Genomic DNA, 12,417 nt, shown 5'->3' on the forward strand with positions numbered 1-12,417 from the left:
CGCTCATCCCCCGTTCAGGTCGTGGAACAGGAGGGTGGCCAGCGTGTCGTTGGTGGGCAGGTGGTCGGCATGTCCGGCGCGCTCGCGGATCCCGTCGCGGAACTGCATCGCGTTGAGCAGCTGGTCGGGGGAGAGCAGCGGCCCGTCGACGCCGTTCGCCAACTCCAGGTAGTGGTCGAGCAACGACTCGTCGAGGGGCACTCCCTCGGGCAGGCGGCTGCGCACGATGCGCTTGAGCACGTCGCGCTCCGGGGCGCGCAGTTCCAGCGGCACGCAGCGCCGCCGAAACGCGGCCGGGAAGGCGCGTTCGCCGTTGCTGGTGAGGACGACGATCGGGAACGCGGCGCAGCGCACGGTGCCGTCGCGCACCTCGACCCGGGCTCCGAAGTCGCCGTCGTACGGTGTCACCTTCGCGCTGCGCAGCCGGGCCCGGCGCAGTTCGGGGATCTCGAAGCCGCCGGTCTCGAACACGTGCAGCAGGTCGTTGGGGAGGTCGACGTCGCTCTTGTCGATCTCGTCGATCAGCAGCACCCTCGGGTGTGGGCGGCGCAGCAGGGCGTCGCCGAGCGGGCCGAGGGTGATGTAGGCACCGATGTCGTCGACGTCGGCGCCGGCCGGGCCCGCCGCGCCCTTGGCGCGCAGGTTCATGTCGTGCAGGCGGGCGAGCACGTCGTATCCGTACAGCCCCTCGCGGAGGGTGGAGCGGCTGGTGATCCCCCAGCGCAGCACCGGGCCCAGGCGCAGCCGGGTCGCGATGCTGCGGGCCAGGGTGGTCTTGCCGGTGCCGGGGCGGCCGGTGACCAGGAGCGGCCGGCGCAGGTGGATCGCGGCGTTGACGAGGTCGTAGACGCGGCGGTCGCCGTGGAATTCGCCCGAGTACGGCTCGCCGGCGCGTTCGCCGGGCAGCGCGGCGGGCTCCGGCACGTGGTCCCCGACGTCGTCGGTGCCGAACAGCCGCCACGGCGGTGGAGGCGGGAGTTCGACCGGACCGGTCCCGGCCTGGGCCCCGGTCGTGCCGCCGGCGTCGCCGCGGTAGATCCACCACGGCGCGGCGGGCTCACCCGGATCGTGGTCCCCGACGGTGCTCGTCGTGGCCTGGCTCATCGCTCGTCCCCCCTGCCCGCCGGGGCGCCGCGCAGCAGTCCCGCACCCTGCCACGGACGCCAACCGGGATCGTCGAACACCAGCACGACCCGCTCCGGCGGCGTGGCCCTGCGCCCCAGGGTGCGCCGCAGGAGGGTCACGGCGGAAGGCAGTTGGGTCAGGTTTCGGTTCTTTTGCTCCAGCATCCGGTACAGGGTCCGCCCCACCGCGGCACCGGAGCAACCGCCGTGCGCGCCGTTCGTGCCGGCGCACGCGTCGGTACAGGTGGTCCCGTGCGTCCACAGCAGGGCCCAGTCGCCGCGGCCGACCGCGCTCTCGACCGCGCCGGGTCGGTCCGGTCGGTGCTCCCACCGGTAGTCCTGGAGGAAGCCGACGGCCTCGTCCTCGCAGTCGTGGCTGCCGCCCCCGCACAGGTGCCGATTCAGGTGCCGCACCGCCGGATTGGCGCGCAGGTTCGCGGATTCGGCCCAGGTGTCGTAGTGCATCGGCCGGGCCACGCCGTGCCGCACGATCGGCCGCAGCACCACCTCGTGGTGTTCGCCGAGCACGATGTGGTCGTCGGCGCCGCCGATCCGGACCGCCTCGAAGGGTTCGTTGAACAACTCGGTCGGCAGCACCAGTTGCACCCGGGCCTTGGCCAGGGAGGTCCAGCCGGTGCGGATCGTCAGGTAGAAGTCGGCGAGGTGGTCGGCGAGTCGCTCCCGGGGCAGGCCGGTGCCCGAGGGCAGGCCCGGTGGTGCCTCGAAATGTTCGAGGCCGACGTAGAACCGCGGTTCGGCGTCGTAGCGCACCCGATCAGGCCCGTCGGACGAATATGCGTTCTCCCTGATGAACACCACGAGCGTCAGCGGTTGCCGTTCGCGTACCTCGGCCGGGCGGAACGCGTCGATGTGTCCGGCTTCGCGTAACTGCTCGGCCCAGTCGGCGACATGCGTCTGGTGGCATCCGGCGTACAGCCACTCCAGGAGGTGCCGGATCGGATGCCGGCCCGGCGGCCCGGGCAGCGACATCAGCGCCGCTCCCCACGCAGGGAGGTCGGCGCCGGCGAAGACCCACTCGGGGACGCCTCGTTCGCGCAGGTAGGTGCGCAGCACGGCGGGTTCGCCGGCGCCGATGTCCAGGTCGGCGAGGAGCGCGAGCAGGCGGTGTCGGTACAGGCCGAACTGGTTCTCGGGGTCGCGCTCGCCCTCGCGCCAGTCGGCGGTGCCGGGCCCGCGGTACATCGGCGACTGGCGCAGCGGTCGGCCCGCGGGACCGCTCGCGGCGAGCCGGGTGTCGATCTCGTCGAACATCTCGCGAAAGGCCGGCACGGTCAGCGCGTCCGGTCCCCGCAGGGTCAGGTGTTCGATCAGGGCCGTGGTGAACGCGGGCCGATCCGCCGGGCGGTAGGCGAACTGGCCGTCGTCGGCGGCGAAGACGGCGGAGATACGGGCCTTGGCCGACTTCTCGCTCGGGCCGGCCGCGGTCAGGTTCAGCGGGATGGCCCCGGGTTCACCCCGGCGGTCGGCGCAGGTCTCGAAGACCAGGAACTGGTCGACCCGGCGCGGCACCTCGCCGCAACGGGCCAGGAGTTCGTCGACGGCGATCGCCCGGACCGCGAGCCGGGAGTCACCCGCCAGATGGAACGCGGGCAGTTCCAGCCACCGCCCGTGCGCGTCCAGCCGGCCGTGGCCGGTCCAGTGCAGCAGGAACCGGTCGCCGTCCCGCCAGTGCTCCCCGATCCCGCCGAGCACCCGCTCGAAATCGACGTGTTGCAGCTCACCGGGCCCGGCGCCGGGTCCGACCAGGATCGAATCCGCCGCGATCAGCTCGCGCAGCCGCTCGGCGGTCGGCTCGGACGCGGCCCGCACCGACGCGAGTACGGTGATCCGCTCGGCACCGGAGGCGCCGCTCGTGTGCAGCCATTCGACCAGTTCCAGGGTCTGCGCGAGCGCGCCCGGCAGATCGCCCGGCCCGCCCTCGTGCGCCGGATAGTGCTCGACGCAGACGAACAGGGCGTGCACCGTCACCGAGCGCCCTCCACCGCGCGCGCGATCTCGTCGTAGAGCCGCGGGCAGCGCCAGTAGGCGCCATGGGACCGGGGGAAGGGTCGGCGCACCCGGACCTCGACGTCGCGCACCGCCGTCCCGAAGACGGGCGCGGCGCGGAACGACAACCAGTCGCGGGCGTTCCACACGTTGGTCCACGGAATGCTCAACCGGCTCGGCGGGTCCGCCTGCGCCGGATGGGTCGCGAGCGCGCCGACCGCGCCGAGGTAGCCGATCTGCGAGCCGACGGTGATCAGCGCCCGCACGCCCGGGAGCGGATGGCGCCGCCGCTCGGGCGTGTCCGGCCCGGCCGCCTCGGCCAGCGTCTCGAACGAGGCGATCCCGCCCAGGGAGTGCGCGAGCAGCACCACCGGCCCCTCGATCCGGGCGATCCGCGCCGCGAGGTAGGCGCGCAGCGTCGCGCCGTGCGCCTGGTAGTGGAGGATGTCGCCGATCGCGGGCACGCTGCCGCCCAGAGTGCCGCCGCGCAGCGTGTTCTGCAGCGGCCAACTCGCGTACATCAGGCCGCTCTTGAAGGTCCGGCCGACCCAGGTGCCGCCGGCGGTGGTACCGCCGCACGCGTCGCGCACGGCGGCGACGAGGGTGTCGCGCCACTCCGGCGACCACGCGGTCGGCGCCTTGGACCGCGCGGCGAGCGCCTGCTCGAAGCCGGCCACCACCGCCCGGCCGATCACGTCGTAGTCGGCGCTCGCGGCCAACGCCTCGACGGCGGCGGTGAATTCGGCCGAGTCGGCGACGTCCCGCGCCGCCGCGGCGAAGACGTCCGGCCACTCGGGCGGCACGCCGGGCAACACCGCGGCGAGGTCGATCCCGACCACGTCGTGCTCCACCGCCCAGCGCAGGTCCTCCGCCGCCTCGGTCCGTCGCCCGCCGGGCACCGCGCCCGCGGCCACTTCGCGCAGTTCGTGGCGGGGGTGTCGTTCCAACACCGCCCACAACCGCAGTTCGGCCTCCTCGGGGTCGACCTCGGCGGCCGGTCCGCCCTCGGCGGGGTCGGCGATCCCGATCAGCGCGCGCAGTGCGGGCGAGACCTCGACGCCGAACGCCGCGCCCCAGTCAACCGGTTCCACCCGCACCCCCGGCAGCCGCGCGGCGACCCTGGCGGTGATGGTGCGGACCGCAGCCGAGTCGGTCACATCGCGCACCCCGGTTCCGTGCACGAAGACGAGCGTGGTCATGGGCTCTCCCCCGGAGTCGATCTCGATCCGCCCCGCCCGCCGTACGCTAGTGATCCAACCGACCCGATGGAGTGTGTTCCGAGGCGCCCCCGCGATCGCTCAATGTGTGCAGGCGGGGATCTGTTTGCTCACGTCGCCACCGGTGTCCAGGAATATCGCGGGCACGAAGCCGGTCCTGCCCTCCACGTCGATCTGCGCCCAGGTCTTGCTGGAGGAGCCCGCGTAGTAGGCGATCGAGCCCTCCGTGTGGCAGTTCGCGCGCACCTCGGTGCCGGTCTTGATCTGCACGACCTTGTCCGACTGGTACGACGTGCCCTTGTACAGCACCAACTGGCCGCCGGTGTGCACGGTGGCCGCGACCGAGCCCGGCTTGGGTCCCGCCGCGCTCTGCCCGGGCCCGGTGGTGGCCTTGCCCGTACCGGACTTGCTCGCACTCGCCGACGCCGACGAACTCTTGCCGCCGGTCGCGTCCGCCGACTTCTTCTTGTCGTCGGATCCGCCGCCGTCCACCGTGAGCAGCGCCACGAAGAAGACGATCACCAGCAGGATCAACCCGCCGGCCACCATCAGGATCCGCACCGGGTGTCGACTCAGCGCGTTCAACCCGAACCGCCCGCGCGGCCGCCCGCCGATGGGGTTCGGTGTGGAGAAGAACTCCGCCCGCCTCCGGTTGTCCATACGACCCCCTGCGTCCCCGCGTCGCCCGATATGCGCCTGTCCGCCGGCGAACCCCGCTCGATGGAGGTCTGCCCACAATGCCCATCAGACACCAACGACGCCCACAAGACGTACCCACGAGTCCACAAATCGATCGTCGCGACCGACCACGACAAGGCCGCCCGGCCCCGGAGTCGGGCCGGGCCGGCCGCCGGGTCAGGCCGTCGGCAGCCAGTCCACTCGGCCCGCCAGCAGCACGTATCCCACGAACGCCACGATGTCGATCAGCGCGTGCGCCACGAGCAGCGGCATCACCCGTCCCCAGCGCCGGTAGAGCAGACAGAACAGCACGCCCATCACCACGTTGCCGAAGAACCCGCCGATGCCCTGGTACAGGTGGTAGGAGCCGCGCACGACCGCACTGATCGCCACCGCCTTGACCCATGGCACCCGCAACTGGTCGAGCCGGCGCAGCAGATAGCCGAGGACGATCACCTCCTCCAGGGCCGCGTTCTGGATCGCGGACAGGACCAGGACCGGGATCCGCCACCACACGTCGGGCAGCGTGGTGGGCACCACGGTCAGGTTCGCCCCGGCCGCGTGCGCGCCCAGGTACAGCGCCAGGCCGGACCCGCCGATCGCCGCGGCGACCGCCGTCCCGCGCCCCAGGTCCCACCACGGACGGGTCCGGTCCACCCCCAGGCCGCGCAGCGAGGAGTCCTCGCGCACCAGCAGGTGCGCGACCAGGAAGACCGGCACCAGGGCGGTGGCGATCCCGAACAGCTGCCAGGCCAGGTCCAACCAGGGCCGATCCACCGCGCGCGAACCGTTCAACACCGCGGCCTTGTGGCCGAGCCCGCCCGGCGCGGTCAGCGAACCCAGGAAGGAGATCAGCGAGGAGACCCCGGACGCCCCCAGGGACAGGGCCAGCACCAGCACCACCTCGGAGCGCAGCACGCGGCGCCGGGGCTCGGTGGGCGTCTCGACGGTCTCGGACGCGGGCTCGGTGATCACAGGCACACGGTATCGAGCGCGGATAAGCCCGCCGTCAGCCCACGGGCCATGTGTGCACCGGGTCCCCGCCGCGCATGTGCTCGGCATAGCGCAGGGTCATCGCACGCAGCGCCTCCAGCCGGTCCATGCCCTTGGCGTCGCGGTAGTGGTGGTACTGCGCGCTCTGCCAGCCGGCCCCGTTGACCCGCAGCAGGCAGCGCTGCTCGATGATGCCCAGGTACTCGTCCCGCTCGCGCGGGTCGATGCCCCACCGATCCAGCCCCTCGTACGCGCGCGGCAGCAGGTCGTCCAGGACCAGTCGGGTGACCGGAACGGTGCCGTGGCCGGGCCAGTTCAACTCGGCGTCGATGCCGAAGCGGGCACCCGCGTGGAAGTTCGCGGTGGCCACCTCGAACGGCATCCGCTCCCACACCGGATGCTCGTCGTCCACCAGCGAGCGCACCAGGCCGTAATAGAACGCCGCGTTGGCCATGATGTCGACCACGGTCGGCCCGGCCGGCAACACCCGGTTCTCCACCCGCAGATGCGGCTTTCCGCGCGCGACGTCGTACACCGGGCGGTTCCACCGGTAGATGGTGCCGTTGTGCAGCTTGAGTTCACGCAGATGCGGCACGTCGCCCCGATCCAGCGCCTCGATCGGATCCTCGTCGTCGCAGATCGGCAACAGCGACGGGAAATACCGCAGGTTCTCCTCGAACAGGTCGACCACCGAATCGATCCAGCGTTCGCCGAACCAGGTCAGCGGCCGAACACCCTGCGCGATCAATTCCTCCGGCCGGGTGTCGCACGCCTGCTCGAACAGGATCGGCCGGGTCTCGCACCACAACTCACGACCGAACAGGAACGGCGAGTTCGCGCCGATGCCGCACTGCACGCCGGTGATGGACTGCGCCGCGTTCCACAACGGGGCGAAATTGCGTGGCGTGACCTGGAGGTGGAACTGCACGGACGTGCACGCGGCCTCGGAGACGATCGTGGTGGAGGTGGTGTCCAGCCGCTCGACGCCGTCGATGCGCAGCCGGATGTCCTCGCCCCGGGCGTTCAGGATCTGGTCGTTGAGCAGCGTGTAGCGCGCGTTGTCGGATATCGTCTCGAACGCCATGTGCGCGTCGGTGAGGGTCGGCAGAATTCCGATCATCACGATCCGCGCGTCGAGTTCGGCGGCCTTGCGATCCGCGTAGTCCAGGCTCGTGCGCAGTTCCTCCACCAATTCGGAGAACACCGGTCCGGTCAGCCGGTGCGGCGGAATGTTGACCTCGATGTTGAAGAGGCCGAGTTCGGTCTGGAAATCGGGGCTGGCTATCCGGCGCAGCACTTCGGCATTGCTCATCCGAGGCCGCCCCGCGGCATCGGCCAGGTTGAGTTCGATCTCGACACCCATGAGCTTTCGAGCGCTCTCGAAGCGGTTCTCGTCGAGCATGCGTTGGAGTGTTTCCAGACATCGACGCAATTTGTGCCGGTAGCGCTGCCGGTCGGACCGGCCGAACTCGGTGACCTCGACCTTTTCGCCCATGAATGCCCCTCCCCAGGAACCCGACTCCGGTACGGAGCCGGTCGAGTGGTCGCAATCCGGTACCTGTCGGATCGGGACGTGCCGAACGTTCCCGCCGACGTTCGCCTCAACCGATGCATCGGGCCGACATTGGGAACATTACCGATCGACCGTGACGAATCACAGGGGAACCACGAGGCCGACAACCACGTCACTGATCACATCGAGGATGCATCCGGTGGTCGATCTTCAAGCCTTGTCGGCGATCACCTAGGGTGGCCTCTTCCCAAGGCGCCGAAGCGAGATCTTTTTGGGGGTTGTCGTGCGGGGGTTGATTCGGGCACTGCCGATACAGGGTCTGCGATTCCAGGCAGTGGTCACGGTCATCGCGATCCTCGTCTGTGGCGCACTCGTGTGGAATGTCGCCGGCGACGGTCGCTGGTCTTCGGCGGCGGCCTCGCCCCAGGCCGGCAACGCGCCCAAGGAGATACAGGCACCGCTGCAACCGGGCAGCCCGAACGCACAGGAGCCGGCCACACCGCCGGCCGCGCAGCAGCCGCCGGTCGACTCCACCCTGGTGAGCAAGGTCAAGGGCGAGGGCAAGGTGGTCGCCCTGACCCTGGACGACGGGCCGTGGCCCGAGTGGACCGACAAGGCCCTGTCGATCCTCGCCCGCAACGACGTCAAGGCCACCTTCTGCATGGTCGGCCAGCAGGCCAAGGACCACCCGGACCTGGTCCGCAAGGTGGTCGCGGCCGGCCACACGCTGTGCAACCACAGCATGACGCACGACATCAACCTGAAGAAGCGCACGCCGCAGGAGATGCACGGCCAGATGCAGGAGACCCTGGAGTGGATCCACAAGGCCTCCCCCGGCACGCCCGTGCGCTGGTTCCGCGCCCCGGGCGGCAACTGGTCCGAAGAGGTCCGCCAGACCGCCGCGTCGCTCGGCATGGGCTCACTGCACTGGACGGTGGACACCAACGACTGGCAGAAGGCCGGCGTCCCCAAGATGCTCCAGAACGTCCACGGCCAACTCGGCCCCCGAGGCATCATCCTGTGCCACGACGGCGGCGGCGAACGCAGCCAAACCATGACAATGCTCGAACAAATAATCCCCGAACTAAAGTCCAACGGCTACACCTTCGTAACCCCGTAGCCCCCCGAACAACGCACCCCACAACCGCAACCCCACACACGCCGCCACCAAACCCAGCCCGTCCGGCGCTTGAGGACAACGCACCACCCAGCCGCAACCTCCGCACACGGCACCACCAATCCAGCCCGTCCGGCGTTTGAGGACAAAGCAACCCGCAGCCGCAACCTCCACGCACGGCGCCACCAAACCCAGCCCGTCCGGCGTTTGAGGACAAGGCCCCCGGATGGGCGGCCGAACGCATACTCCCGCGCCCACCGGGCAGGAGCGCACAAGCGCTCGCTCCCCCGGAGGCCCCCATCGACACCCCCCTCGCCATCGGCCTCCTCCTAGTCCTCATCGCCGGCAACGGCATGTTCGTCGCCGCCGAGTTCTCCCTCGTCACCGTCGAGCGCAGCGACGTCGCCGCCCGAGCCGAAGCCGGCGACCGCGGCGCCCGTCGGGTACTCCACGGCCTGCGCACCCTCTCCTTCCAACTCTCCGGCGCCCAACTCGGCATCACGCTGACCTCGCTGATCGCCGGCTACCTCGCCGAGGCCGCGTTCCGCCTCCCCAGGTTCGCCGCCCTCGTGCTGGCCTCCGCGTTGCAGATGGTGCTGGGCGAACTCGTGCCCAAGAACGCCGCGATCGCCCGCCCCTTGGGCGTCGCCCGCGTCGCCGGCCCGTTCCAGATCGGCTTCTCCCGGCTCTGCCGCCCGCTGATCGTCTTCCTCAACGGCTCCGCCAACGTCCTCGTACGCAAGCTCGGGATCGAGCCGCAGGAGGAACTCGGCTCGGCCCGCTCCCCCGACGAACTCGCCCAACTGGTCCGGCATTCGGCCCGCGCCGGCGCGCTGCCCGTCGGCACCGCCCGGATCCTGAACCGCGCCCTTCGCTTCGCCGGCAAACAGGCCGCCGAGGCGATGACCCCGCGCACCGAACTGGTCACCCTGCCCGCGACCGCATCGGTGACCGAACTCCTCGACACCGCCCGGGCGTGCGGCCACAGCCGCATCCCGGTGCGCGGCCAGGACCTGGACGAGATCGTCGGCGTGGCCGTGGTCCGCGACGCGCTGCGCGTGCCCGCCGCGGAGCGCCCACACACCCCGCTCACCCGGATCGCCCGCGCCCCGGTCCTGGTGCCCACCTCGCTCGACCTCCAACGCGCGGTCGAGCGCCTGCGCGAGGGCCGCACCCAGTTGGCCGTCGTGGTCGACGAATACGGCGGCACCGCCGGCGTGCTGACTGCGGAGGACCTGGCCGAGGAACTGGTCGGCGACCTCGCCGACGAACACGACCCGGCCGACGAGCCGGACGCGCCGCCGCAGCGCCCCCCGAGCACCCACGTGCTGCGCCTGTCCGGCCTGCTGCGCGCCGACGAGGTCGAGGAGGCCGGCGGCTGGCGCATGCCGGTCGGCGACTACAACACGCTGGCCGGCCTGGTCCTGGCCGAACTGGGTCGGCTGCCACAGGTGGGCGACCACGTGGACGTGGCCGGCCGACGGCTCACCGTGGTCCGGATGGACCGGCACCGGATCGACGAGGTGGAACTGCGGACGGAGACCGACGGGTGATGGGCGACCTGCTGCTGTCGCTGGTCCTGCTCGCGGCCAACGCGTTCTTCGTCGGCGCCGAGTTCTCGGTGATCTCCGCCCGCCGCACCCGGATCGCGCCCCGGGCCGAGGCCGGCTCGCGCCGGGCGACCATGGTGCTCACCGCGATGGGCCGGCTGTCCACCATGCTCGCCGCCGCCCAACTCGGCATCACGGTGGCCTCGCTCGGCCTGGGCGCCGTGGCCGAACCCGCGCTCGCGCACCTGCTCGGCGCCCCGATCGAGGCGCTGGGCCTGCCCGCCGGCGCGGTGCACCCGATCGCCTTCGTGGTGGGCCTCGCCGTGGTGGTGTTCTGCCACATGGTGCTCGGCGAGATGGTGCCCAAGAACATCGCGCTGGCCGGGCCCGAGGAGTGCGCGATGTGGCTGACCCCGCCGCTGTTGGTGTTCGCCCGGGTGACCGCGCCGATCCTGTGGCTGTTCAACCACGCCGCCAACCTGTGCCTGCGCGTCTTCGGGGTGCGGCAGGTGGACGAGGTGCGCAGCGTGTACACGGTCGAGGAACTTCCGGCGCTGCTCGCCGAGTCGCGCGAGCACGACCTGCTCGACGTGGACGAGCACGACCGGCTCGCCGGCGCGCTCGCGCTGCACTCCGGTACGGCCGCCGAGGTGCTGCGCCCGTGGTCCGACGTGGTGGCGCTGCCCGCTCCGGTGTCGGCGGCCGCCCTCGAAGAGGTCGCGGTACGCACCGGCCTGTCCCGCTTCCCCGTCCTGGACCCCGCCGGGCACCCCGAGGGCTACGTCCACGTGCTCGATGTACTGGCGCCCGAAACGGACGGTTCGGTACCGGTCTATCCGCTTGTCACCGTCACCCCGGACACCGCGCTGACCGGCCTGTTGGCCCGCATGCGCGGCTCCCGCACCCATCTGGCCCTGGTACTGGCGCCGGACTCCGCGCCGCTGGGCCTGGTCACCCTCGACGACGTGATGTCCTCACTTTTCCCCTGATCGAGACTGTTCCAAAAGGTCTTCAATCGGGTGTCAGTTCGCAATACACCGTTACTTTTCGCAGCTGTTTCGGTACAATGCGCTGACCGGCCCTGCCGGGTCCCTTTGTACGCCGCCGGGTCGTCCCCCGGTCGGATACCCGGTTCCCCACAGCACAGCGCCGCTTTCCCCTCCCCGGATTTTCCGGGTTTCTTGGACTCTGCATCGAAATGAGGCGGTCTCATGGTCCTGCGTGTGCCCGAGGCTCCCGAATCGGCCCGACGAGCGGCGCGAGCCGTGCTCGATTCCCGTGAATCGCTTCCCGTCGACTGCCGCGCCGATCAAGCCGCGCTCACGGCCGGATTCCCGCACCGCGTCTTCGAGATCGACCTGCTCGACCTGGTCTCCGAGCGCGGTGTCCGCAGCGCTCGGCAGGTGGGTTGGCGCTGGCTCATGTGGTCCGGCGACACGGTCGTCGGCGGCATCGAGGTCCGCACCGGCCCGACCGGCCACGGCGTCGGCCGATTCGTCGAGGGCCCGTTCACCGTCGCCACCGCGCCCGCCGCCGCAGCGGCCCGCGCACTGCCGGGGACCCTGCTGCGCCGCGACGAGGCGCGCCTGCTGAACGTCCCCGGGATGTACATGGTCGCGCTCTGGCTGGCGGACGAGGCGGGCGGTGTCGACCTGCTCATCCCGCTCGCCCCGGCGCCCTGCGGGGTGCAGGCGCTGCGCGGATACACCGCGGCCGAACTGGCCGAAGTCCTGGCCGCGCGTACCCGCCGGCCGGCCGCCGTGGGGGCTCCGGACAGCTGATCACACCCGACCGTTCACACGTGTGGTCACATCTTGGGCGCAGTCGGGTGAGAACCGCGATAAGTCCTGCGCGAGGCGGTTTCAAGGCGGAGACTGTGATCTGCCGGGCAATGGGGCCCGGCGCGCTCCGCGCAGACAGAGAAGGTACGAGGATGTGCCAGCACCGACCGCATTGCCCCCCGGCGGACAGCCCCGATCGTGAGGCCGCCGTCGTCGTGGCCGCTCATTTCGAACAGGGATGGAGCCTGCTGTGCAACGGCGTCGTCCTGTTCGAGGACACGGGCGAACTGCTGCCGGACGGACGCACCATCGCCCCGCACCGACCCCGCGTGGGGTTGGTTTCGGCGGCCTGAACCGTTCGCACGGCCCTGACGAGCCGGAGGTCCCTCGGAACGACCTCCGGCTCTCGTCTGCCCGCAACCCGGTCCGACGGCGGC

11 protein-coding genes are annotated in these 12,417 nt (G+C 71.2%); 5 read left to right on the top strand and 6 right to left on the bottom strand.

Annotated features, from left to right (window positions below):
* Positions 1–3: 3 nt before the first annotated feature.
* The 6 genes from ACFXKZ_RS16520 to ACFXKZ_RS16545 form a co-directional block, all read right to left on the bottom strand.
* Positions 4–1,104: an AAA family ATPase gene (locus ACFXKZ_RS16520; protein WP_380000912.1), complete on the bottom strand. Its 1,101-nt coding sequence runs from the start codon at positions 1,102–1,104 to the stop codon at positions 4–6.
* A complete protein-coding gene (locus tag ACFXKZ_RS16525; RefSeq protein ID WP_380000914.1) occupies positions 1,101–3,113 on the bottom strand; it encodes a hypothetical protein in 2,013 nt (670 codons plus the stop codon). Before ACFXKZ_RS16525 ends, ACFXKZ_RS16520 begins: the two co-directional genes overlap by 4 nt.
* Positions 3,110–4,330 (bottom strand): hypothetical protein, encoded by a 1,221-nt coding sequence (locus ACFXKZ_RS16530; protein WP_380000916.1) that lies wholly within the window; start codon positions 4,328–4,330, stop codon positions 3,110–3,112. Before ACFXKZ_RS16530 ends, ACFXKZ_RS16525 begins: the two co-directional genes overlap by 4 nt.
* A 99-nt stretch (positions 4,331–4,429) precedes the next feature.
* A complete protein-coding gene (locus tag ACFXKZ_RS16535; protein WP_380000918.1) occupies positions 4,430–5,008 on the bottom strand; it encodes a hypothetical protein in 579 nt (192 codons plus the stop codon).
* Positions 5,009–5,203: 195 nt separating this feature from the next.
* Positions 5,204–6,007 (bottom strand): CPBP family intramembrane glutamic endopeptidase, encoded by an 804-nt coding sequence (locus ACFXKZ_RS16540; RefSeq protein WP_380000920.1) that lies wholly within the window; start codon positions 6,005–6,007, stop codon positions 5,204–5,206.
* 28 nt (positions 6,008–6,035) lie between these two features.
* Positions 6,036–7,514, bottom strand: a complete 1,479-nt coding sequence (locus ACFXKZ_RS16545; RefSeq protein ID WP_380000922.1) for a glutamate--cysteine ligase — start codon at positions 7,512–7,514, stop codon at positions 6,036–6,038.
* A 352-nt stretch (positions 7,515–7,866) separates the two neighbouring features.
* Between ACFXKZ_RS16545 and ACFXKZ_RS16550 the strand changes: the two genes are divergently transcribed.
* The 5 genes from ACFXKZ_RS16550 (at position 7,867) to ACFXKZ_RS16570 (ending at position 12,333) form a co-directional block, all read left to right on the top strand.
* Complete coding sequence (locus tag ACFXKZ_RS16550) at positions 7,867–8,652, top strand: polysaccharide deacetylase family protein (protein WP_380000924.1); 786 nt, start codon at positions 7,867–7,869, stop codon at positions 8,650–8,652.
* A 335-nt stretch (positions 8,653–8,987) separates the two neighbouring features.
* The gene (locus tag ACFXKZ_RS16555) at positions 8,988–10,202 is read left to right on the top strand and encodes a hemolysin family protein (protein ID WP_380001151.1); all 1,215 of its coding nucleotides are present in this window, start codon (positions 8,988–8,990) and stop codon (positions 10,200–10,202) included.
* Positions 10,202–11,188, top strand: coding sequence for a hemolysin family protein (locus tag ACFXKZ_RS16560; RefSeq protein WP_380000926.1), 987 nt, complete (start codon positions 10,202–10,204; stop codon positions 11,186–11,188). Before ACFXKZ_RS16555 ends, ACFXKZ_RS16560 begins: the two co-directional genes overlap by 1 nt.
* Before the next feature lie 222 nt (positions 11,189–11,410).
* Positions 11,411–11,980: a hypothetical protein gene (locus tag ACFXKZ_RS16565; RefSeq protein WP_380000928.1), complete on the top strand. Its 570-nt coding sequence runs from the start codon at positions 11,411–11,413 to the stop codon at positions 11,978–11,980.
* Positions 11,981–12,132: 152 nt separating this feature from the next.
* Positions 12,133–12,333, top strand: a complete 201-nt coding sequence (locus tag ACFXKZ_RS16570) for a DUF5999 family protein (RefSeq protein ID WP_126640671.1) — start codon at positions 12,133–12,135, stop codon at positions 12,331–12,333.
* Positions 12,334–12,417: the final 84 nt, after the last annotated feature.

Source organism: Embleya sp. NPDC059237 (assembly GCF_042754105.1).
GTDB lineage: Bacteria > Actinomycetota > Actinomycetes > Streptomycetales > Streptomycetaceae > Embleya.